At 66.6% G+C, this 22,836-nt stretch carries 19 protein-coding genes; 9 read left to right on the top strand and 10 right to left on the bottom strand.

The annotated features are described in order from the left end of the window. Nucleotides 1-10: 10 nt before the first annotated feature. The 4 genes from VES41_RS12105 to VES41_RS12090 all read right to left on the bottom strand — a co-directional run bounded on the left by VES41_RS12105 (nt 11) and on the right by VES41_RS12090 (nt 6,327). Nucleotides 11-1,669: a Na/Pi cotransporter family protein gene (locus VES41_RS12105; RefSeq protein ID WP_324816971.1), complete on the bottom strand. Its 1,659-nt coding sequence runs from the start codon at nt 1,667-1,669 to the stop codon at nt 11-13. A gap of 45 nt (nt 1,670-1,714) precedes the next feature. Beyond that, nucleotides 1,715-2,221, bottom strand: a complete 507-nt coding sequence (lspA, locus tag VES41_RS12100; protein WP_324817042.1) for a signal peptidase II — start codon at nt 2,219-2,221, stop codon at nt 1,715-1,717. 14 nt (nt 2,222-2,235) lie between these two features. Beyond that, the gene (gene ileS / locus VES41_RS12095; RefSeq protein ID WP_324816969.1) at nt 2,236-5,097 is read right to left on the bottom strand and encodes an isoleucine--tRNA ligase; all 2,862 of its coding nucleotides are present in this window, start codon (nt 5,095-5,097) and stop codon (nt 2,236-2,238) included. 204 nt (nt 5,098-5,301) lie between these two features. Further along, nucleotides 5,302-6,327 carry a bifunctional riboflavin kinase/FAD synthetase gene (locus tag VES41_RS12090; protein WP_324816967.1) on the bottom strand — a complete coding sequence of 342 codons (1,026 nt, stop codon included), beginning with the start codon at nt 6,325-6,327 and terminating at the stop codon, nt 5,302-5,304. A 147-nt stretch (nt 6,328-6,474) separates the two neighbouring features. On the opposite strand from VES41_RS12090, the gene VES41_RS12085 reads away from it, so the two are divergent. Then, entirely contained in the window at nt 6,475-7,035 is a 561-nt protein-coding gene (locus tag VES41_RS12085; protein ID WP_324816965.1) for an HNH endonuclease, read from the top strand. Nucleotides 7,036-7,096: 61 nt separating this feature from the next. On the opposite strand, the gene VES41_RS12080 is transcribed toward VES41_RS12085, so the two are convergent. Together VES41_RS12080 and VES41_RS12075 are read right to left on the bottom strand one after the other, a co-directional pair. Further along, nucleotides 7,097-8,212 carry an acyl-CoA dehydrogenase family protein gene (locus VES41_RS12080; RefSeq protein ID WP_324816963.1) on the bottom strand — a complete coding sequence of 372 codons (1,116 nt, stop codon included), beginning with the start codon at nt 8,210-8,212 and terminating at the stop codon, nt 7,097-7,099. A 19-nt stretch (nt 8,213-8,231) separates the two neighbouring features. After that, nucleotides 8,232-9,413, bottom strand: a complete 1,182-nt coding sequence (locus VES41_RS12075; protein ID WP_324816961.1) for an acyl-CoA dehydrogenase family protein — start codon at nt 9,411-9,413, stop codon at nt 8,232-8,234. A gap of 87 nt (nt 9,414-9,500) precedes the next feature. Between VES41_RS12075 and purN the strand changes: the two genes are divergently transcribed. From purN to VES41_RS12055, 4 genes are all read left to right on the top strand, one after another. After that, nucleotides 9,501-10,094 carry a phosphoribosylglycinamide formyltransferase gene (gene purN, locus VES41_RS12070; RefSeq protein WP_324816959.1) on the top strand — a complete coding sequence of 198 codons (594 nt, stop codon included), beginning with the start codon at nt 9,501-9,503 and terminating at the stop codon, nt 10,092-10,094. A gap of 109 nt (nt 10,095-10,203) precedes the next feature. After that, nucleotides 10,204-12,057 carry a M48 family metallopeptidase gene (locus tag VES41_RS12065; RefSeq protein ID WP_324816956.1) on the top strand — a complete coding sequence of 618 codons (1,854 nt, stop codon included), beginning with the start codon at nt 10,204-10,206 and terminating at the stop codon, nt 12,055-12,057. 52 nt (nt 12,058-12,109) lie between these two features. Further along, nucleotides 12,110-13,381, top strand: coding sequence for an RsmB/NOP family class I SAM-dependent RNA methyltransferase (locus VES41_RS12060; RefSeq protein WP_324817039.1), 1,272 nt, complete (start codon nt 12,110-12,112; stop codon nt 13,379-13,381). Between the two features lie 146 nt (nt 13,382-13,527). After that, complete coding sequence (locus VES41_RS12055; RefSeq protein ID WP_324816953.1) at nt 13,528-14,745, top strand: DesA family fatty acid desaturase; 1,218 nt, start codon at nt 13,528-13,530, stop codon at nt 14,743-14,745. A gap of 231 nt (nt 14,746-14,976) precedes the next feature. Here the strand turns inward: VES41_RS12055 and rpmG are convergent, their stop codons facing one another. The 3 genes from rpmG to trxB form a co-directional block, all read right to left on the bottom strand. Next, the gene (gene rpmG, locus VES41_RS12050; protein WP_007830291.1) at nt 14,977-15,150 is read right to left on the bottom strand and encodes a 50S ribosomal protein L33; all 174 of its coding nucleotides are present in this window, start codon (nt 15,148-15,150) and stop codon (nt 14,977-14,979) included. Nucleotides 15,151-15,172: 22 nt separating this feature from the next. Beyond that, nucleotides 15,173-15,406, bottom strand: coding sequence for a 50S ribosomal protein L28 (gene rpmB, locus VES41_RS12045; RefSeq protein WP_093381525.1), 234 nt, complete (start codon nt 15,404-15,406; stop codon nt 15,173-15,175). Between the two features lie 222 nt (nt 15,407-15,628). After that, nucleotides 15,629-16,579 carry a thioredoxin-disulfide reductase gene (gene trxB, locus VES41_RS12040; protein ID WP_324816918.1) on the bottom strand — a complete coding sequence of 317 codons (951 nt, stop codon included), beginning with the start codon at nt 16,577-16,579 and terminating at the stop codon, nt 15,629-15,631. A gap of 176 nt (nt 16,580-16,755) precedes the next feature. Between trxB and VES41_RS12035 the strand changes: the two genes are divergently transcribed. From VES41_RS12035 to lolA, 3 genes are all read left to right on the top strand, one after another. Continuing rightward, nucleotides 16,756-17,430 (top strand): Crp/Fnr family transcriptional regulator, encoded by a 675-nt coding sequence (locus tag VES41_RS12035; protein WP_324816915.1) that lies wholly within the window; start codon nt 16,756-16,758, stop codon nt 17,428-17,430. A 168-nt stretch (nt 17,431-17,598) separates the two neighbouring features. Then, nucleotides 17,599-19,995, top strand: a complete 2,397-nt coding sequence (locus VES41_RS12030; protein WP_324816912.1) for a DNA translocase FtsK — start codon at nt 17,599-17,601, stop codon at nt 19,993-19,995. A 14-nt stretch (nt 19,996-20,009) separates the two neighbouring features. Further along, nucleotides 20,010-20,654 (top strand): outer membrane lipoprotein chaperone LolA, encoded by a 645-nt coding sequence (lolA, locus tag VES41_RS12025; protein WP_324816910.1) that lies wholly within the window; start codon nt 20,010-20,012, stop codon nt 20,652-20,654. A 16-nt stretch (nt 20,655-20,670) separates the two neighbouring features. On the opposite strand, the gene VES41_RS12020 is transcribed toward lolA, so the two are convergent. Next, complete coding sequence (locus VES41_RS12020) at nt 20,671-21,315, bottom strand: dihydrofolate reductase family protein (RefSeq protein ID WP_324816907.1); 645 nt, start codon at nt 21,313-21,315, stop codon at nt 20,671-20,673. 158 nt (nt 21,316-21,473) lie between these two features. Here VES41_RS12020 and VES41_RS12015 point away from each other — a divergent pair, with 158 nt between their 5' ends. Next, on the top strand, nt 21,474-22,808 hold the full coding sequence (locus tag VES41_RS12015) for a replication-associated recombination protein A (protein ID WP_324816905.1): 1,335 nt from the start codon (nt 21,474-21,476) through the stop codon (nt 22,806-22,808). The last annotated feature ends 28 nt before the right edge of the window (nt 22,809-22,836 follow it).

Genomic DNA, 22,836 nt, shown 5'->3' with positions numbered 1-22,836 from the left:
GGGCGCGCGCTCACGTTTCCAGTTCGCCCAGCCGTGATGCGCGAAGTCGCGAAGGCGCCAGCGCGCCTGCCGAATCCAGGATGGGATAGGCAATCGAACAGATGTGGGAGTTGATGCGCTTGAGGTCGCTGATCAGGTCGATGTGCAGCGAACTGGTCTCGATGCTGGAGGTGGTGCGCTCCGAAAGCCGCTCCAGGTGGGTGTTGGAATAGTGGTGCTCCAGGTCGCGGAAGCGCACCTTTTCTTCAAGCAGGCGCTGGGCGTCGTGCAGGTTGCCGTTGAGGAAGACGCTCATGCCCAGTCGCAGATTGGCCAGCAGGCGGGCATGCAGCTCGGTGATCTCGCGCATGCCGGCCTCTGAGAAGTTGCGGTGCGGCCGGATCTTCTTGTCCTCGATGTCGATGATGACGCGCTCGATGATGTCGCCGATCTGCTCCATGTTGATGGTGAAGCTGATGATGTCCGTCCAGCGCCGGCTCTCCGCCTCGCCCAGCGCCTCCCGCGAAATCTTGGTCAGGTAGTACTTGATGTCCGAGTACAGGCGGTCGACGTCGTCGTCCATCTTCCGCAGCTCGACCGCGAGCCGCAGGTCGTCGCGGCGGATCACCTCCAGCAGACCGATCAGCATGGTCTCGACCAGGTCGGCTTGATGCATGGCTTCGCGCGCCGCGTTGGAGATGGCCAGCGTGGGCGTGGAAAGTGCGGAAGGGTCGAGATGGCGCGGCCGACGGTTGCCCGGCGGCTCGACCGGCTCGGGCAGCAGCCGCGTCATGGCTTGCGCCACCCAGTCCGTCAGGCCAATGAACAACACGCTCATGACGACGTTGAAAGCCAGGTGGAACAGCACCACCACCTGCGTGGCCGGAACGTACGGGCGCACGGAGTGAAGCCAAAGTCCGATGAAGGGCGCGGCAAGTGCGACGCCAAGCAGCTTGAAGACAAGGTTGCCCACCGTGACCCGCCGCACCGTCACGGCCGACTTGGCATTGGTCAGCACCGCCAGCAGGCCGCTGCCCAGGTTTGCGCCCAGCACGAGCCCCAGCGCCACGTCCAGCGGAACGACGTCCGAGCTGGCCATGGCGGCCACGAGCAGCACGACCGCCAGGCTTGAATAGGCCAGCACGGCAAGGGCGGCGCCGAGGGTGATCTCGAGCAGTACGTCGCTCGTCAGCGATGCCAGCAGCGCGCGCACCGGCGGCGCATCGAAGAGTGGGCCGGTGGCTGCCACCACGAGCTGCAGGGCCAGGAGCATGAGGCCCAGGCCGATCAGGATGCGGCCGACCCGCCCGGCCTGAGTCGCCGTGCGCGAGATGTAGAGGACCACCCCGACGAAGATGAACAGCGGCGAGAGCCACGACAGATCGGTCGAGAACAGCACGGACATCAGCGCCGTTCCGACGTCGGCGCCGCGCATGACCGCCAGCGCCGCGGGCAGCGACACCAGCCCCTGGCCGACGAAAGACGAAGTCATGAGCGAGGTGGCGGTGCTCGACTGCACCAGCGCCGTGACCCCGATGCCCGACAGCGCGGCGGTGAAGCGGTTGCGCATGCTGCGTGCCAGCAGCTCGCGCAGATCGGCGCCGAACACGCCCATGACGCCGGTGCGGACGAGATGGGTACCCCATACCAGCAGCGCCACGGCCGCCAGCAAGTTCAACAGATGCTTCATGGATCGCGAAGACTATACGCGCCGGCGGGGGGATTTCGCGTCGGTCTAGTTCCCGCGTCGCATGCGTCGGAGTTCGTCCAGGATCAGGAAGACCGCGCCAAGCGTGATTGCGCTGTCGGCCAGGTTGAAGGCCGGGAAGTGACGGCCGCTCCAATGGAAGTCGAGGAAATCAACAACGTAGCCGTGCACCGTCCGGTCGACCACGTTGCCGATGGCGCCACCTAGGATCAGCGCCATGGCCAGGGAAAACAGCACCTGGCCGGCGTGGCGCCGCAGCATCCAGACGATGAAGGTGGCCGCGCCAACGCCGATGGCCGTGAACAGCCAGCGCTGCCACCCGGCCGCGTCGGCCAGAAACGAGAAGGCGGCGCCGGTGTTGTGGGCTCGAACGATGTTGAAGAAGCCGGTGACCACCGTCTGGTCGCCCAGCCGGTAGTTGCCAAGGATCAGCGCCTTGGTCAGCTGGTCGGCGCAGACAATGACCAGCGCCAGGATCAGCCACGGCCAGATGTTGGCGTTGCCTGTCTTGGCGGGCGAGATCGTGGCGTTCATCGGATGACGTTCGCTCATGCCACGGTGCGCGTTTCGCCGGCGCCATAGAGGTTGCTCGTGCAGCGGCCGCACAGGGTGGGCCGGTCGGGGTTGTGGCCGACGTCGTCGCGCCAGTGCCAGCAGCGCTCGCACTTGAGCGCTTCGCTGGGGCGCACTTCGACCGCGAACTGTTCACCAGCCGTCAACTCGGCGACCGAGCTCAGCAGGACGAACTTGAGGTCGTCGCCCAGGCTGGCCAGCAGCGCGTGGTCGGCCGCATCCGCGGTCAGGCGCACGTTCGACTGCAGCGACGAACCCAGCTTGCCGTCGGCGCGCAGGTTCTCGACCTCCTTGTTGACCAGGTCGCGCACTTCGCGAATGCGGGACCACTTGGCCAGGAGGGCCTCGTCCGGCTCGCCCAGCTCCAGATAGGTCTCGGCGAAGATCGAGTGGCCGCGACTGGCGGCGGGCGCGCAGAAGGCCCAGGCTTCTTCGGCCGTGAAGCTCAGGAACGGCGCCATCCAGCGCAGCATGGCCTGGGTGATGTGCCACAGCGCCGTCTGCGCGCTGCGCCGCGCCCTGGAACCGGCGGCAGTCGTGTAGAGGCGATCCTTGAGCACGTCGAGGTAGAACGCGCCGAGGTCTTCGCTGCAATAGACCTGCAGCTTGGCCACGACGGGGTGGAACTCGTACACCTTGTAGTGCGCCAGGATCTCGGCCTGGAACTGCGCGGCCCGTGCCAGCGCGTACCGATCGATCTCCAGCATTTCCTGCAGCGGCACCAGGTCGTTGTCGATGTCGAAGTCGCTGGTGTTGGCCAGCAGGAAGCGCAGCGTGTTGCGGATCCGGCGGTAGGCGTCGACCACGCGTGCCAGGATCTTGTCGTCGCCGGCAATGTCGCCCGAGTAGTCGCTCGCGGCCACCCACAGCCGGATGATCTCGGCGCCGAGCTTCTTGCTCACTTCCTGCGGATCGATGCCGTTTCCGAGCGACTTGCTCATCTTGCGGCCCTGGCTGTCGACGGTGAAGCCGTGCGTCAGGAGGCCGCGATAGGGCGCCCGGCCTTCAAGTGCGCAAGCGAGCAGAAGCGACGAATGGAACCAGCCGCGGTGCTGGTCGTGCCCCTCCAGGTACAGGTCGGCCTCCGGACCGGTGTCGTGGTGCACGTTCGGGTGGGTGCCGCGCAGCACGTGGAAGAAGGTCGAGCCGGAATCGAACCAGACTTCGAGGATGTCGGTGCTCTTGGTATAGCTCGGGGCATCCTCGACGCCCAGGATCTCCTCGGTCGTCACCCGGCTCCAGGCCTCGATGCCGCCCTGCTCGACGATGGCGGCGGCCTGGTCGAGGATTTCCATCGTGCGCGGATGCAACTCGCCCGAATCCTTGTGCAGGAAGAACGGGATGGGAACACCCCAGCTGCGCTGGCGCGAGATGCACCAGTCGGGCCGGTTGGCGATCATGTCGTGCAACCGGGCCTTGCCGTTCTCGGGATAGAAGCCGGTCTGCTCGATGGCGTCCAGCGCCATCTGGCGAAGCGTCCTGGCCGGCTTGTCGCCCGCCTTCGTGAACACGCCTTCGCCTTCATCCATGCGGATGAACCACTGCGCGGCGGCGCGGTAGATCACCGGCGTCTTGTGGCGCCAGCAGTGCGGATAGCTGTGGCTGATGACCTCGGTCCCGAGCAGCCGGCCTGCTTCGCGCAGCGTCTGGATGATGGCCGGGACCGCCTTCCAGATGTTCTGGCCGCCGAACAGGGGGAGCTCGGCGGCATAGCTGCCGTTGCCTTGCACCGGGTTCAGGATGTCGTCGTAGTCCAGGCCGTGCGCCACGCAGGAGTTGAAGTCCTCCAGGCCGTAGGCGGGCGCGGAATGGACAATGCCGGTGCCGTCATCGGCGGTGGCGTAGTCGGCCAGGTAGATCGGCGACAGGCGGCGGTAGCCCGGATCGACGTCGTACAGCGGATGCTCGAACGCCAGGCCGCCCAGCTTCTCTCCCTTGGTCGTGGCCAGCACCTTGCCGTCGAGCGCCCAGCGGTTCATGCACATCTCGACCAGCGAAGCCGCGACGACCAGCAGCCCGCGCTCGGTGTCGACCAGCGCGTAGTCCAGCGTCGGATTGAGGTTGAGTGCCTGGTTGGCCGGGATCGTCCAGGCGGTGGTGGTCCAGATGACGGCGAACGCGTCCTTGTCCAGCGCGGGCAGGCCGAAGGCGGCGGCCAGCGCGGCCGGATCGTGCGCCTTGAAGGCGACGTCCAGCGTCTGGCTCTTCTTGTCGGCGTATTCGATCTCGAACTCGGCCAGAGAGGAGCCGCAGTCGAAGCACCAGTACACGGGCTTGAGGCCGCGATAGACGAAGCCGCGCTCGATCACCCGCTTGAAGGCGCGGATCTCACCCGCCTCGTTGGCGAAGTCCATGGTCTTGTACGGATGTGTCCACTCGCCCAGCACGCCCAGGCGCTGGAAGTCGGCCATCTGCTGCGCGATCTGCTCGGTCGCGTAGGCACGGCTCCTGGCCTGCATCTCGTCGCGGCTGAGGTTGCGTCCGTGCTTCTTCTCGATGGCGTTCTCGATCGGCAGCCCGTGGCAATCCCAGCCCGGCACGTACAGCGCGTCGTAGCCTTCGAGCTGGCGCGCCTTGGTGATCATGTCCTTGAGGATCTTGTTGACCGCGTGACCCATGTGGATCTGCCCATTGGCGTAGGGCGGGCCGTCGTGCAGGATGAACTTCGGCGCACCGAGGCGGGCATCGCGCAGGCGCTGGTAGCGCCCCTCGTCGTTCCACTGCTTGACCCAGCCCGGCTCGCGCTTGGGCAGGTCGCCACGCATCGGAAAGGGCGTCTCGGGCAGGTTCAGCGTCGCACGGTAGTCGGTGCTGGCATCGTCAGGGGTGTCGGCCATGGTCGTTCGTTCGAGAAGTGGTCTCCGGACGGATCCGGAAGGGCGCTGCCGGACAGCGGCATGCGCGGGGGAGATCGATCGGCGAGCCGCCGGCGCTGGGGTGGCCGGCGCACTCGATGAAGTGCGGAGATCGGCGGAGGGATTCGGTCCGGGCAGCGGCGCGGGCAATGTGCCGGGCAGGTGCCTTGCGAGGCCATCCGCCGCTCAAATTCGGTCGCGGGTCGTCTGCCGATGGGTGGACGCGAAGAACGCACGGGCATCGTCGCGATCCTTCGCGATGCCGGCCGTGAGGGCCTCGAGGCTGGTGTAGCGCAGCTCGTCGTGAAGTTTGTGCAGCAGTTCCACGCGGGCAATTTTACCGTAGGCGCCTTCGTCGCCGAGGTTTTCCGGCCATTCCAGGCAATGCGTCTCCAGCAGCACCCGGCCGGCATTGACGTCATTTGCATCCAGCGAAGGCCGCACGCCCAGGTTGGCGACCCCAGGCAGCGGCTGCTCCGACAGGCCATGCACCAGCACGGCGAAGATCCCGCTGGCGGCCGGCTTCCAGTGCTTGAAGCGCATGTTGAGCGTGCGAAACCCGTCCTGGCCGCCCGGCTGGCTGGCCCCCAGCGCCCGGCCCAATTTGCGGCCATGGACCACGTGGCCGGAGATGGCGTAGGGCCGGCCGAGCAGCGCCTGGGTCAGGGACATGTCGCCCGCCGCCAGCGCCTCGCGCACGGCCGAACTGGACACGCGCTGACCGTGCACTTCGTAGCTCATCATGCGCGCCACGTCGAATCCGCTGGCCTCGCCGGCGGCATCGAGCATCGCGTAGTCGCCCGCGCGCTTGGCGCCGAAGCGGAAATCGTCGCCCACCAGGACGTATCGCACCCCGAGGCCGTCGCGCAGCACGTCCTGGATGAAAGCATCGGGCGAGAGCGACGCCAGCCGGGCGTCGAACGGCAGCACCACGGTCTGGTTGACCCCGCACGCGGCCAGCTCGCCGAGCTTGTCCCGCAAGGTGCCGATGCGCGCCGGGGCCAGGTCGGGCTTGCGCATGGTCTGGGCGAAGTAGTCGCGTGGATGCGGCTCGAACGTCAGCACGCAGCTCGGCACGCCGCGCTGGCGCGCCTCGTTGGCCAGCAGGCCCAACATCGCCTGGTGGCCGCGATGGACACCGTCGAAATTGCCAATGGTCAAGGCGCACGCCGGGGCAATCCCGGGATGGCGAAATCCTCTGAAGATTTGCATCGGCAGTTATGGTTTTGATAGCACGTCATCCCCGGGTGATGCCCGGTCGCAGACGACTTGTCATGAAAGCGGGGTAATATTGTGACTCGTTGCGACGAATTGTTTGCCTGTAGTTTCTTTTCTCTCCCAGTCGAGAAGGAGGCGTTGGTGGTCAAGGTGTTGAAGCTGTCGGCCCAGGGGCTGCCGCAGTCGTGGATCTCGCTGGAGCAGGCGGTGATCCACTACGCGGCGGACGAGGTACGCTGGGAAGTCGGCGCCCAGGTCGCCGTGTTCCGCGGCGGGCACAACGCCGTGACGGGCCAGCAGTCGCAGATCGCCATCAACAGCATCATCGGCACCAAGGGCGTGCCGAAGATCAACCCCTTCGAGCAGCGCCCGGGCCTGACCAACAGCAAGCTGTTTGCCCGCGACCGCAACATCTGCGCCTACTGCGGCGGTCATTTCGCCGACGAGGATCTCACGCGCGAGCACATCCGCCCATTTGCCCAAAGCGGCGTCGACAACTGGATGAACGTCGTGACCGCCTGCCGCGCCTGCAATCACCGCAAGGCCAACCGCACGCCCGAGCAGGCCGGCATGTCGCTGCTGTATACGCCGTACGTGCCCAGCCTGTGGGAAGACTTCATTTTGCGCAACCGCCGCATACTGGCCGACCAGATGGAGTTCCTGATGGCGCACCTGCCCAAGACGTCCCGCCTGCACGGCTGACGATCCCCCAAGGAAAAAGCCCGCCGGATCACGGCGGGCTTTTCTCATTGGAGCGATGGCATCAGGCGAAGACGCCGGCCGTGTCCTGCATGCGATCGGACACCTGGCCCAGGTGGTACAGGCTGTCGCCGAACGTCATTTCCATCTGCGTGAGCCTTCGGAAGTAGTGGCTGGCGATGTACTCGTCGGTCACGCCGATGCCGCCGTGCAACTGCACGGACTGCTGGCTGACGAAGCGCATCGACTGGCCGAGCTGGTACTTGGCGCGGGCGATGGCCTGGCGGCGTTCGGGTGCCGGGGCATTGAGCTTGAGAGTGGCGTAGTAGCTCATCGAGCGGGCCAGCTCCAGTTGCATCTTCATGTCGGCCATCCGGTGGCGCAAGGCCTGGAAGCTGCCGATCAGCACGCCGAACTGTTTGCGGGTGTTGAGATATTCGGCGGTGACGGCCAGGGTCTTTTCCATGACGCCCACCGCTTCGGCGCAGAGCGAGGCGATGCCGATGTCGACTGCGTGCTCGAGCACCGGCAAGCCGTCGGCCGCGACCAGGGTGGCCGACGCGTTGTCGAACACCACCTCGGCGGCGCGGCTGCCGTCCTGGGTGCCGTAGCCCCGCGCCTCGACGCCGCTGGCGTTGCGCTCGACCAGGAACAGCGCGATTCGGCCATCGGCCTGGGCCGGCACCAGGAAGGCGTCGGCCTGGTCTCCGACCGGCACCAGGCTCTTGGTGCCGCTCAGGGTCCAGGCACTGCCGGATTTCTTCGCCTGCGCCTCGCACACGTCCAGGCGGTAGCGCGCCTTGCGCTCCTGGTAGGCCAGCACGACCAGGGCCTGCCCGCCAGCGATGCGCGGCAGCCAGTTGTCCTTCGTGTCCTCGTCGGCATGTCCGGCCAGCACCGCGCCGGCGATGAGGCTCTGCGCCAGCGGCTCGAGCACGATCCCGCGCCCGAGCTCCTCCATCACCACCATGCCCTCGACCGGGCCCATGCCCAGTCCGCCTTCATCCTCGGGGATGTAGAGCCCGCCCAGGCCCAGCTCGGCCAGTTCGTCCCAGGCCTCGCGCGAGAAGCCGCCGGCTGCCTCGATGCCGCGCCTGCGCTCGAACGCATAGGCCTTTTCCACCCACTTGGCGACCGCGTCGCGAAGCTGTTGCTGGTCGTCGGAAAAATCGAAGTCCATTTGTCTTTCTCTTTCTTCTTCAGCCCAGCACGGTCTGGGCGACGATGTTGCGCTGCACTTCGTTCGAGCCGCCGTAGATGGTGGTCTTGCGCATGTTGAAATAGGTGGAGGCCAGCGGCGCCAGGTTGGCCTGGCCGCCAGGGAAGTTACCCTGCCAGCCGGCTTCCATCGCCTCGCGGACGAGTGGCAGCGCATAGGGGCCGCCGGCCAGCATCATGAGTTCGGAATAGCGCTGCTGGATTTCGCTGCCGCGGATCTTCAGCAGGCCGGCGATGTCCAGCGGGTTCTTGCCCGATTTCTCGGCCGACAGCACGCGCAGCACCAGCATCTCGAGCGCAACGACGTCCACCTCGAGCTTGGCGATCTCGTCGCGAAAGCGCGCATCGTCCCACAGGCCTTCCTGCCGGGAGATGCGCTTGAGGCGCTCGAGCTCGCGCTTGGCGCGGTTCACGTCCGCGATGTTCGTGCGCTCGTGCGACAGCAGGTGCTTGGCGTAGGTCCAGCCCTTGTTCTCTTCGCCGATGAGGTTCTCCGCCGGCACTTCGACGTTGTCGAAGAACACGTCGTTGACCTCCACGCTGCCGTCCATGAGCTTGATCGGGCGGACCGTGACGCCGGGTGTCTTCATGTCCAGCACGATGAAGCTGATGCCGGTCTGCGGCTTGCCCTCCGTGCTGGTGCGCACCAGGTTGAACATCCAGTCGCCGTGCTGGCCGAGCGTGGTCCAGGTCTTCTGGCCGTTGATGATGAACTTGTCGCCCTTGCGCTCTGCCCGGGTGCGCAGCGAGGCCAGGTCGGAGCCGGAGCCCGGCTCGCTGTAGCCCTGGCTCCACCAGACTTCGCCGCTGGCGATGCCGGGCAGGAATCGCTTGTGCTGCTCGGCATTGCCGAAAGCCATGATCACCGGGGCCACCATCACCGGGCCGAAGGGAATGATTCGCGGCGCGCCGGCCAAGGCGGTTTCTTCCTCGAACAGGTGCTTTTGCACCGCGGTCCAGCCCGGGCCGCCGAACTGCTTGGGCCAGCCGTAGCCGAGCCAGCCCTTCTTGCCCAGGATCTTGGCCCAGCGCTGCATGTCGTCACGCGTGAGCTCGAGCGCGTTGTGCACCTTGTGCGACAGGTCCTTGGGCAGGTTCTCCGCGACCCAGGCGCGGACTTCTTCGCGGAACTTCTGTTCTTCAGGGGTAAAGGCCAAATCCATGTGGACGTCTCCAGTGAATCCGAATTTTTAGCACGATCGTTCGGGCCCGCGAGTCAGCCCGGCGACAGCTGGATAATCCGCGCCGGAATGAACCAGAACATTGTGATCCTGATCTCCGGCACCGGCTCCAACATGATGGCCGTGGTCAATGCAGCGCGTGCCGCTTCTTGGGAGCGCAGATTCGGTGCCCGGGTGGCAGCCGTCATCAGCAACAGAGAGGAGGCGGGGGGACTGGTGCTCGCGCGCGAGGCCGGGATTGCGACCGGGGTCGTCCCGCACCGGGACTTCGCCACGCGCGAAGCCTTCGACGAGGCGCTGGCCCGCGCCGTCGATGCGCACGCACCGCAACTCGTGGTCCTGGCCGGCTTCATGCGGATTCTCACGCCCGCTTTCGTCGACCGCTATGCCGGCCGGCTGCTGAATATCCATCCGTCGCTCCTGCCGGCGTTTCCGGGCCTGGATACCCATCGCCGCGCGATCGAGGCAGGGTGCAAGGTGGCCGGCGCGACGGTCCACCAGGTCACGGCGGCACTGGACCACGGGCCGATCCTGGACCAGGCCGTGGTGCCCGTGCTTCCGGACGATGATCCGGCCAGCCTTTCCAGGCGGGTCCTGGCCCAGGAACACACGCTGTTCCCCCGGGCGATAGAACGGTTTCTCCTGGCCCGCCGCGGCGGCTGACGCATCGGCGCCACGGAGATAAGTTACGAAAAGCGAGCCATTCCGCGGCGTGAGGTAACAATTTGTATTCAGACCACTAATATGTACTGAATGCTTCATTGAACCTCCTGTGGATCGCGCCGACTTCGTCCATCTCGTACGCATCAGCGAACACGACAGCGCCCGCAACAGCGGCCGCTATCGTCGCGGCGTCGCCGCCTTTGCGGCGCTGGGCTTCGCCTGGGTGCTTGCCTGCCTGGCCCTGGCCGTCGGTCTGTTGGCCTGGGCTTGGAGTGCCCACGGCCAACGGGCGATCACGCGCGGCTGGGTGGCCTTGTTCGCCATCGGGCTGTTGTGGACGACGGTGCGAGCGCTCTGGGTGCGTTTCGACCGGCCGGACGGCGTGCGCCTGGAACGGGCTGACGCGCCGCGGCTGTTCGACGCGCTCGATCGCATCCGAGAGCGGATCGACGGTCCGCCGGTCCATCACGTCTATCTGGACGACGCGTTCAACGCCAGCATCCGGCAATTGCCTCGCTTCGGGCTCCTCGGAGGCGCCGTCAACTACCTGAGCGTGGGCCTGCCGCTGCTGATGGCGCTGGATCGCCGGCGTCTGCTGTCGGTGCTCGCGCATGAGTACGGCCACCTGCGCGGCAACCATGGCCGCCTAAGCGCCTGGATCTACCGCACCCGCATGTCCTGGATCAGGCTGGACGAAAGCCTGCGCCGCGGCGAGGGGGTGATGTCGACACTGTCGCAATTCTTCTTCCGTTGGTACGTGCCGCGCTTTGCCGCCAAGACCTTCGCGCTGGCGCGGCAGGACGAGTACGAGGCTGATCGCGTCTCGGCCCGATTGCTGGGCACGTCGGTCGTCGCCGCGGCGCTGGCCGAGATCGCCGTCAAGGGGCATTGGTATGCCGAGTGCTTCTGGACCGCGCATTGGGCGCGTGCCGCGAGCGAGCAACTGCCGGTGGGCCCTTTTGGCGCCCTGCGCGAACAGCTGCGCGCCGCACCGGAGCCGGTGTTCGCCCGCGGCGCGCTGCGCGAGGCATTGCGGCGCCTCAGTGACGTGGACGACACCCACCCGGTCTTGCGTGACCGCCTGGAGGCCCTCAATGAAAAGCCCGGCGTACCCGAATGGTCCGTCAAGCCGGCGCTCGACATGTTTGCCGACAAGGGCGACCGGTGGATTGTCCATTTCGACCGCAAGTGGCGCGCCGAGCATGCCAGCGACTGGAAGCAGCACTTCCAGCATCTGGCGCGGGTGCGCGAGCGCGTGCAGGTGCTGGCCGGCAGCGCGGCGCGCAACAACGCAGACGAGATGGTCGAATGGGCGGACCTCGAGCGTCGGCTCGACCCCCACGCCAATGTTCGCGACCGGTACGAACGGGCGCTGGAGCTGGCGCCCGGGCACGCAGGAGCTTTGCGAGGCCATGTCCAGATGCTCCCTCCACTCGACCGGAACGCGCGGCTGCCGGCCCTCGACCGGTTGTACGAGACCGGAAGCGGCAGCCGGTGGTGGGCCGCCCGCTGCGCCGTGCAACTGCTCGAAAACCCCGATGCCGGCGCACATGACGAGGCGGCGCTCAAGCTGTGGCGCGGCCGGCTCAAGGAGGCGGACGAGGCCGAGCGGCGGGCGTGGGAGGAACTCACCGAGACATCCTTCTTCAGCCATGTCGCGCCGCACGACCTGAGCGAGTTCGAGGCGGGTGAACTGCGGGCCGACCTGGCCCGCTGCCACTCCGTCGCCAGCGCCTGGCTGGTGCGCAAGAAGCTGCACGAGTTTCCGTGGCGGCGCGCGTACATCCTGTTCCTCGACCTGCCTGGACTGGCGGATGAAGAACGCCATGCCTTGTGCCGCCACCTGGAGCAGACCTCGAGCCTGCCAGGTGTCGCGCTGGTGCTGTGGGCCGGCCTGGCGCCGACGCGGCAGGAGATCGAGCGCAACGTGCACGCGCCTTTCTGGCAACGCGCCGCTCGCTGAACCTTTTTGCCGCCGACGCCGTCAGGCGGCGTGCCGATGGGACAATCGGCACATGCATCCCAGAGCCCTGTTGGACGCGGCGGCGGAACTCGTCGCACGCGTCCTGCGTTTCGACCATCCGGCCGACGCCATCGTTTCCCGCCATTTCCGGGAAAACCGGTCGCTGGGCCCGCGCGAGCGGGCCACACTGGCCGAAACCACCTACAACGTGCTGCGGCGCAAGCTGCAGTACGAGCATTTCGCCGCCTCCGGCAGTGGGTCGCGCGAGCGCCGCCTGGCCATTCTCGGATTTCATGGGCCGCGCGACTTCCTGCGCAGCGCGCTCACCGATACAGAGGCCGCGTGGCTTGCCGCCTGCGAATCGGTGTCGCCGGCAGAACTGCTGGACAGGCATCGGCACAATCTGCCGGAATGGCTGGCCGGCCCCCTTCGGGCTGAATTGGGCGACGATTTCTGGCCCCTGGCCGAGTCGCTGCTGCGGGCCGCACCGCTGGACCTGCGCGTGAACGCGCTGGCCGACAAGCGTGCGGACGTCCGCAAGGAACTCGAACTGGCTGGCATCCACGCCGTGACGACCCCGTATTCGCCGTGGGGCCTGCGCATCGACGGCAAGCCGGCGCTGACGCGGCTGGACGCGTTCGCGCGCGGCGCCATCGAAGTTCAGGATGAAGGCTCCCAGCTGCTGGCGCTGCTGCTCGACGCCAAGCGTGGAGAGATGGTGGTGGACTTCTGCGCCGGCGCCGGCGGCAAGACCCTCGCCATCGGGGCCAGCATGCGCAGCACCGGCCGCCTGTATGCCTTCGATACGTCGGCGCACAGGCTGGACGCGCTCAAGCCAAGGCTGGCGCGCAGCGGCCTGTCGAATGTCCACCCGGCGGCGATTGCCCACGAGCGCGACGACCGGATCAAGCGGCTGGCCGGCAAGATCGACCGGGTGCTGATCGATGCGCCGTGCTCCGGCCTGGGCACCCTGCGGCGCAATCCGGACCTGAAATGGCGCCAGTCGCCCAAGTCGATCGAGGAGCTCACGGCCAAGCAGGCGGCGATCCTGCAGTCGGCATCGCGTCTGGTCAAGCCCGGCGGACGCCTTGTCTACGCCACCTGCAGCGTCCTGACACAGGAAAACGAGGCGATCGCCGAGGCTTTTGGTGCGGCGCATCCCGAATTCGAACCGGTCGAGGCCGGCGAATTGCTGGCCGGGCTGAAGGTGGAAGGCGCCGCGGCGCTGACCAGGGGCGGCGCCTCCGGCCAACGCTACCTGCGCCTGTGGCCGCACCGGCATGACACCGACGGTTTTTTTGCCGCTGTCTGGAAACGCGCCTAAACGCCCCAAACTATTCAATTCGGCCAACTCTTTTGAATGCCCTTCCTTTTCCTGATGAAAATCAAGGGTCTTTTTAGGCCATGGACCGGTAAAATCGCTATTTCTACGAACAGGCCGTCGTCATGTGCGGCCATGGAGAACCAAAGTTGTTTTTCCCTGACTCCGCCGTATTGAATGCGGCCGTCGACTGGCTCGCCAACGGGCTGTGGAACCTGAGCTGGTGGGAGATCGTGCTGTACACGCTCTTCACCACCCACATCACCATTGCCGCGGTCACCATCTTCCTGCACCGGACCCAGGCGCACCGCGCCATGGATCTGGGGCCGATTCCTTCGCATTTCTTCCGTTTCTGGCTGTGGCTGGGCACCGGCATGGTCACGCGCGAATGGGTTGCCATCCACCGCAAGCACCACGCCAAGTGCGAGACCGAGGACGATCCGCACAGCCCCCAGACGCGCGGCATCGACACCGTGCTGTGGCGCGGCGCCGAGCTGTATCGCGCCGAGGCCAAGAATGCGGAGACCATCGCCAAGTTCAGCCACGGCGTGCCCAATGACTGGATCGAGCGCAACCTCTACAGCCGCTACAGCTGGCAGGGCGTCGGCCTCATGCTCGTGATCAACGTGGCCTTGTTCGGCGCGCTCGGCCTGACGGTGTGGGCGGTCCAGATGCTCTGGATCCCGATCACGGCGGCCGGCATCATCAACGGCATCGGCCACTACTGGGGCTACCGCAACTTCGAGGCGCCGGACGCCAGCACCAATATCTCGCCGTGGGGGCTGATCATCGGCGGCGAGGAGCTGCACAACAACCACCACACCTACCCGACGTCGGCCAAGTTCTCCGTCAAGAAGTACGAGTTCGACATCGGCTGGGTCTACATCCGTGCCTTCGAGGCGCTCGGCTGGGCCAAGGTCAAGAAGGTGCCGCCCAAGCTGCAGCTGGGCGCCGTCCAGCCTGTGGCCGACGAGAAGACGCTCGAGGCGGTCATCGCCAATCGCTACGAGGTCATGGCCGGCTACGCCCGCGGCATGCGCAGCGCCTGCAAGGCCGAGATCGTGCAACTCAAGTCCAAGGGCGCCGACCTGTCGCTGCTCAAGGCCGCCAAGCGCTGGCTGCACCGCGACGACGACAAGATGCCGGCTTCTGCCCGCCAGACCCTGGTGCAGGCACGGGCGGCACATCCGGCGCTCGACAAGATGCTGACCATGCGCGAAGAATTGCGCCAGATGTGGCTGAACACGTCGCAGTCGCGCGAACAGCTCACCGCCGAACTCGCGGCCTGGTGCCATCGCGCCGAAGCCAGCGGCATTGCCGCCCTTCAAGAGTTTTCGGTTCGCCTGCGCGCTGCGCGGGCCGCCTGACAGCAAGGTCGCTGACCACCACCATCTTGCTTGCCGGCGGGCTCGGTCTCTCTGGAGACTGTGCCAATCGAACAAAAGCCGCCCTCGGGCGGCTTTTCTTTTTGCTCGTCACGGAGCGAATTTCAGCGCCCCTGAACCCCCGCAAACGAAACAACCCGCCGGGTCATGGACCGCGGCGGGTTGCTTGAAGGCTTTGGGGAAACGGCCGGGCCGGTTGGCCTGGCAGCTGAATTACTTCAGCTTGATTTCCTTGTATTCGACGTGCTTGCGTGCCTTGGGGTCGAACTTCATGATCGACATCTTTTCAGGCATCGTCTTCTTGTTCTTGCTGGTCGTGTAGAAGTGGCCGGTACCCGCGGTGGATTCCAGCTTGATCTTTTCGCGTCCGCCCTTGCTCGTGGCCATGGTTGCGCTCCTTAACTAGTGATCAGGCTTGGCCGCGCGCACGCAGGTCGGCGAGCACGGCGTCAATGCCATTCTTGTCGATCAGGCGCAGGGCCGCGCTCGAAACGCGCAGGCGAACCCAGCGGTTTTCGGTCTCGACCCAGAAACGGCGATATTGCAGGTTCGGCATGAACCGGCGCTTGGTTTTGTTGTTGGCGTGGGAAACGTTGTTCCCGACCATCGGGCCCTTGCCCGTGACTTCGCATACGCGTGCCATTTGGGACACTCTTTCTTCAAACAGCTGGCATCGGTCCGCGCCGGGCGCATCGGCGATGCGCCTGAGGCAATTTGCGGGCAAAGCGTGGGTGCCTTGCCACAACGCCGGACCGGTGGGTTACAGCTTGACCTCGCCAAAATGATCCGGGTGGCGGGTTCCCGGCTCTGCCAAATCCGGCAAAGCCAAGCATTATAGCCCGAATGCCGATCTGGCGGCGGGCGCTTATTCCTGCTCGAGGAAGCGCTGGGCGTCGAGTGCCGCCATGCAGCCGGTGCCGGCGCTGGTGATGGCCTGGCGATAGACATGGTCCTGCACGTCGCCGGCGGCGAACACACCCGGAATGCTGGTCATGGTCGCGAACCCCTGCAGGCCCGACTTGGTCAGGATGTAGCCGTCCTTCATCTCGAGCTGGCCCTGGAAGATCTCGGTATTGGGCTGATGGCCGATGGCGATGAAGCAGCCTTTGAGGTCGATCTGCTCGGTGGCGCCGGTCTTGGTGTTCTTCAGCCGCACGCCCGTCACGCCGGAATCGTCGCCGAGGACCTCGTCGAGCGTGCTGTGCAGCTTCAACTCGATCTTGCCCTGGGCGACCTTTTCTTCCAGCTTGTCCACCAGGATCGGCTCGGCCCGGAACTTGTCGCGGCGGTGCACCAGCGTTACCTTGTTGGCGATGTTCGACAGGTACAGCGCTTCCTCGACCGCGGTGTTGCCGCCACCGATGACGCATACCTCCTGCTCGCGGTAGAAGAAGCCGTCGCACGTTGCGCAGCCCGATACGCCGCGCCCCATGAAGTTCTGTTCGGACGGCAGTCCCAGATACTTGGCCGAGGCGCCGGTGGCAATGATCAGCGTGTCGCAGGTGTAGGTTCCACTGTCACCCGTCAGGGTGAACGGGCGCCTGCCCAGGTCGACCTTGTTGACGTGGTCGAATACCACTTTTGTCTTGAATCGCTCCGCGTGCTCGAGGAAGCGCTGCATCAGTTCGGGGCCCTGAACGCCGTGAACATCCGCCGGCCAATTGTCGACTTCGGTGGTGGTCATCAACTGGCCGCCCTGGGCCATTCCGGTGATCAGCAGCGGCTGAAGGTTGGCGCGGGCCGCATAGACTGCAGCGGTGTACCCGGCGGGGCCGGATCCAAGAATGAGGACCTTGGCGTGTTGCGTGTTCGACATGAGAAACCCTGTGTGACGTGATAAATACACGCGCCGAGCGTGTACATTTTGGAGCCAATCGGATGGATACAGAGTATCCGGTCCGGGTTCCGGCGGGAGGCCGGAGTGTTTTCAATGCGTGCGATTGTAGGAATCCATCGCCATCCTCGATCGCGCCACATAAAAGGGATCCTTGAATGTCGATGCTTTCCAATATCGATCTCCTGCGGCGCGTGCCGCTGTTTTCGGCGCTGACCACGGCGCAATCGGCAAGCATCGCCGACGTCATCGTCAAGCGCCGCTTCAAGCGCGCAGAGGTGATCGTGGAGCAAGGCAAGAAGTCGGATTCCCTCTACATCATCCTGACCGGCAGGGCCCGCGTCATGAGTACCGACAACCGCGGCCGCGAGGTCATCCTGGCCACGTTGCAGCCAGGCGACTACTTCGGCGAGATGAGCCTGATCGACGACGAACCCCATTCGGCAACGGTGCGCACCGAGGTGCAGACGGACGTGCTGATGCTCGGGCGCGACGGCTTTGCGCGGTGCCTGCCGGAAGTCAACTCGATGCCCTACAACATCCTGCGCGGACTGGTCGGGCGCCTGCGCCACGCCGACCGCAAGATCGAGTCGCTGGCCCTGATGGACGTCTACGGCCGCGTGGCCCGGTCGCTGCTGGAGTTCGCCTCGGACGACGGGCTGGGCAACATGAAGATTCGCGAGAAGATCTCGCGCCAGGACCTGGCCAAGATGGTCGGCGCGTCGCGCGAGATGGTCAGCCGCGTCATGAAAGACCTGGAAGAGCGCGGCTTCGTGCAGACGCAGGGCGATGGCTCGATGATCGTCAAGGACCGCCTGTCTTCGCTGGCCTGAGTCCGGAGTGCGGGTCGCGTCGATGCGACACGCCTTCGCGCGACGGGCAAGGCGCCGCGCGCCTGCGCGGCCGATTTGTGACAATGGGGCCCTCGCGCCCCGAGGCGCGCCCATTCAACCGACGACGGCGTCGCTGTGCCCGCCCGCGGGCTGGTCGCCGTCACTGACATGACCTATTCGCTGAACACGCTCAATTCTGCTTCCGGCGCCGGCCAGCCGGCGCGCGTGCGCGTCATGCGCTTTGCGCACGAGATCACCCTGATCGCCGGCTTCGTCGCGCTGCTGTTCTGGCTGCTGGCAATGCTGAGCTACACGCCTTCGGATGCGGCGTGGTCCACCTCGGGCAGCGGCGGCGCGCTCAAGAACTGGGCCGGTCGGCTGGGTGCCTGGCTGGCCGACGGCAGCTACTTCCTGGCCGGCTACTCCGTGTGGTGGTGCCTTGCGGCGGGCTGGCGCGTCTGGCTCTCTTCGCTGGCCGGATGGCTGCGCGGCGCCGATGCTGCTGCCAACTCGCAACAAGCTCCCCTGGGTCGATTCAACCGCAGCCGCCTAGCGTTCTGGGGCGGCCTCATTCTGCTGCTTTGCGCCAGCGCCGTGCTGGAATGGTCGCGCCTGTACCGCTTGGAGTCGCACCTGCCGGGGCATGGCGGTGGCGTGCTGGGATATCTGGTCGGCCCGGCCAGCGTGCGCTGGCTTGGGTTCACCGGCTCTGCGCTGGTGGCCATTGCCGGCGGCGTCATCGGCTCGGCCCTGGTGTTCCGCTTTTCCTGGTCGCACATCGCCGAAGGGATCGGCGCGCGACTTTATTCGTTGTTCGAATGGCGCCGCGAGAAGCGCGAGCGGGCACAGGACATCGCGCTTGGCAAGCGCGCCGCACGCGAACGCGCCCAGGAAGAGGAATCGATTCTCGGCGACCGCGAGGACCAGGCCGTCGAGTCGCCCGACGAGGAATTGCGCATCGAGCCCAAGGCCAGGCGCCGGCAGGCGACGCCGCCGGTGCAGATCGAGCCCGCGCTGGCCGAGGTGCCCAAGAGCGATCGGATGGTCAAGGAGCGCCAGAAGCCGCTGTTCCGCGAACTGCCCGACAGCAAGTTGCCGCAGGTGGACCTGCTCGATGCCGCGCCTGGCCGGCAGGAAACCGTCTCGTCCGACACGCTGGAGATGACCAGCCGGCTGATCGAGAAGAAGCTCAAGGACTTCGGTGTCGAGGTGCGGGTCGTGCTGGCTTCGCCCGGCCCGGTGATCACGCGCTACGAGATCGAGCCGGCCACCGGCGTGAAGGGCTCGCAGATCGTCAATCTGGCGAAGGACCTGGCCCGTTCGCTGTCGTTGGTGTCGATCCGCGTGATCGAGACCATTCCCGGCAAGAACTTCATGGCGCTGGAACTGCCCAATGCCAAGCGGCAGTCGATCCGGCTGTCGGAGATCCTCGGTTCGCAGATCTACAACGAAGCCAAGTCCATGCTCACCATGGGCCTGGGCAAGGACATCGTCGGCAACCCGGTGGTGGCCGACCTCGCCAAGATGCCCCACGTGCTGGTGGCCGGCACCACCGGGTCGGGCAAGTCGGTGGGGATCAACGCGATGATCCTGTCGCTGCTCTACAAGGCCGAGGCGAACGACGTCCGCGTCCTCATGATCGACCCCAAGATGCTGGAAATGTCGGTCTATGAAGGCATTCCCCATCTGCTCGCGCCGGTCGTCACCGACATGAAGCAGGCGGCGCACGGCCTGAACTGGTGCGTCGCCGAGATGGAACGGCGCTACAAGGTCATGAGCAAGCTGGGCGTGCGCAACCTGGCCGGCTACAACGCCAAGATCGACGAGGCCAAGGGCAGGGGCGAGTTCATCTACAACCCCTTCAGCCTGACGCCCGACGACCCGGAGCCGCTCAAGCGCGAGCCGCACATCGTCGTGGTGATCGACGAGCTGGCCGACCTGATGATGGTCGTGGGCAAGAAGATCGAGGAGCTGATCGCACGGCTGGCGCAGAAGGCGCGGGCGGCGGGCATCCACCTGATCCTGGCCACCCAGCGCCCCAGCGTGGACGTGATCACCGGCCTGATCAAGGCCAACATCCCGACGCGCATCGCGTTCCAGGTGTCCAGCAAGATCGACAGCCGCACCATCCTCGACCAGATGGGGGCCGAGGCACTGCTGGGCATGGGCGACATGCTCTACATGGCCAGCGGCACCGGCCTGCCTGTGCGGGTGCATGGCGCCTTCGTCTCCGACGAGGAAGTGCATCGCGTGGTGGCCTACCTCAAGGCACAGGGCGAACCCGACTACATCGAGGGCGTGCTCGAGGGCGGCACCGTCGATGGCGACAGCGATCTTCTGGGTGAAGGCGGCGAGGGGGGCGGCGAGAAGGACCCGATGTACGACCAGGCGGTCGAAGTCGTGCTCAAGCACCGCAAGGCCAGCATCTCGCTGGTGCAGCGGCACCTGAAGATCGGCTACAACCGTGCGGCGCGCCTGGTCGAGGACATGGAGCATGCCGGCCTGGTCAGTGCGATGAGCACCAACGGGCAGCGCGAGATCCTGGTTCCGGCGCGCGCCGAGTGAGGAAGATTCCGAACATGACCATTCATTTCCCGCGGCTGGCCGCCCTGGTGCTGGCATTGGGCGCAGCCGGCGCCGCCTGGGCGGACGGCATGGCCAGCCTGGAGAACTTCGTCAAGGGCGTGCGCACTGGCAGTGCCCAGTTCACCCAGACCGTGACGCCGCCGGCCAAGGACGGCCAGGCGCAGCGAGACCGCGTCTCCAACGGCACCTTCGAATTCCAGCGGCCGGGCAGGTTCCGGTTCGACTACAAGAAGCCGTTTGCCCAGACCATCGTGGCCGACGGCACCACGCTGTGGCTCTATGACGCCGACCTCAACCAGGTGACGCAGCGCAGCCAGGCGCAGGCGCTCGGCTCGACGCCGGCGGCGCTGATCGCCTCGGCCGCCGACCTGAGCGCGCTCAAGGCCGATTTCACGCTCGAGGCCCAGCCCGAGCGCGACGGAATGCAATGGGTCAAGGCCACGCCGCGCAGCAAGGACGGGCAGTTGCAGTACGTGCAGGTGGGCTTTCGCGGCGACGCCTTGGCGTCGCTGGAGATCCTCGACAGCTTCGGCCAGCGATCGGTGCTCAGGTTCGAGCAGGTCCAGGTGAATCCGGCGCTGCCGGACGGCGCATTCCGCTTCCAGCCGCCGGCTGGCGCGGACGTCGTGAAGCAATAGCGGGCGGTTCCCGGCCTCAGGGTCGCTCGAATCGCAGGTGCACCGCGTTGGGTGCCGCCACCGTGCGCGCCAGGCGCAACCCGTGCAGCTCGGTGCCCATGCCCTCGAACAGGCGTTCGCCTTCGCCGAGAAGGATCGGGGCCAGGTTGATGTCCATCTGGTCGACGAAGCCGGCCGCGAGGCATTGCCGGGCGACGTCGGCGCCGCCGCCCAGGCCGACATCCTGGTCGCCGGCAGCGATTCGCGCCTTCTCCAGCGCCGAGCGCAATCCTTCCGTCACGAAGTAGAACGTGGTGCCTCCTTCGAGCGCGAGCGGCGCGCGGGCGTGCCGGGTGAGCACGAAAACGGGATGGTGAAACGGCGGGTTGTCGCCCCACCAGCCGTTCCAGGGCGGATCCTCGCTCCACGGCCCCGGTCCGCCGCCGAACATGTTGCGACCCATCACCGTAGCGCCGATCCCGGCGAGCTGCTCGTCGATGACGGCGCTGCTCGCGTTCACGACGCCGCCTTCCAGGCCCAGGTGCCGGCGGAAGGCGGCCGTCTCGAATGCCCAGTCGTGCAGGCGTTCACCGCCGACGCCCAGCGGGTGTTGCACACTCTGCCCGGGCCCGGCCACAAAGCCGTCGAGCGACATCGAGATACGAAAGCGAAGTCGCGGCATGACCTGCCTCCTGAGGGATGCGGCCGCGCACGGCGGCCCAAGGCGCGGATGGTAGAGGCCGGTGGCTGCGGCTGCAACGAATGCCATGCCGCGGGCATCCCGCGCCGCGGAATGCAAGAATCGACGTTCATGCCACTGCACCCGCGCCCGCCGAATCGATGAAAGCCGCCGACCCGAACGCCGCCCCCCACCAGCCGCTGGCCGAACGCCTGCGGCCGCGCAGCCTGGGCGAAGTCATCGGCCAGCAGCACCTGCTGGGGCCCGGCATGGCGCTGCGCATCGCGTTCGAGTCGGGCGAGCCGCATTCGTGCATCCTGTGGGGGCCGCCGGGCACCGGCAAGACCACCATCGCCCGGCTGATGGCCGACGCTTTCGATGCGCAGTTCATCGCCATCAGCGCGGTGCTCGGCGGTGTGAAGGACGTGCGCGAGGCGGTCGAACGCGCCCAGGCGGCGCGCGAGGGGCTGGCACCGCAGCGCACCATCGTGTTCGTCGACGAGGTGCACCGCTTCAACAAGAGCCAGCAGGACGCATTCCTTCCCCATGTGGAAAGCGGGTTGTTCACTTTCATCGGCGCGACCACCGAGAATCCGTCCTTCGAGGTCAACTCGGCGCTGCTGTCGCGCGCCGCCGTTTATGTGCTGCAGCCGCTGGCAGAGGCCGACCTAGCCCGGATCATCGCCAAGGCCCAGGCCATCGGCGCGGTGCCGGCGCTCGACGATGCCGCGCGCGACCGCCTGGTGGCCTATGCCGACGGCGACGCGCGCCGGCTTCTCAACACGCTCGAGAACCTGTCGACGGCCGCGCGCAGCGAAAAGCGAACGGCCATCGACGACGCCTGGCTGCTGCGGGTACTGGGCGAGCGCATGCGCCGGTATGACAAGGGCGGCGAGCAGTTCTACGACACCATCTCCGCACTGCACAAGTCGGTGCGCGGCAGCGACCCGGACGCGGCCCTGTACTGGTTCGTGCGCATGCTCGACGGAGGCGCCGATCCACGCTACATGGCGCGCCGCCTGATCCGCATGGCCAGCGAGGACATCGGGCTGGCCGACCCGCGCGCGCTGCGCCTGGCGCTCGACGCCGCCGAGGTCTACGAGCGGCTGGGTTCGCCCGAAGGCGAACTGGCGCTGGCCGAGTGCGTGGTCTACCTGGCGGTGGCGGCCAAGTCGAATGCGGTCTATGCCGCCTACAACGCCGCCCGCGCCTTCGTCCGGCAGGACAGCACGCGGCCCGTGCCCATGCGGCTGCGCAATGCGCCCACGAAGTTGATGAAGCAACTCGACTACGGCAAAGGCTACCGCTACGCGCACGACGAAGCCGGCGGGTTCGCCGCCGGCGAGAACTACCTGCCCGACGGCATGGCGCCGCCCGACTTCTACCAACCGGTCGAGCGTGGGCTGGAACTGAGGATCGCCGAGAAACTTCGCGAATTGCGCCGCCTCAACGAGGAGGCCGGCGGCCAGGCGCCGGCACCGGCACCACGGGGCTGAAGGCGCCGGCCGCGCAGGTGCCGCCGTT

It is taken from the genome of Variovorax sp., from assembly GCF_035634955.1.
Taxonomy (GTDB): Bacteria; Pseudomonadota; Gammaproteobacteria; order Burkholderiales; family Burkholderiaceae_C; genus Variovorax.
The sequence above is the reverse complement of the archived record's forward strand: the minus strand, read 5'-3'. Positions and strand labels throughout refer to the sequence as shown.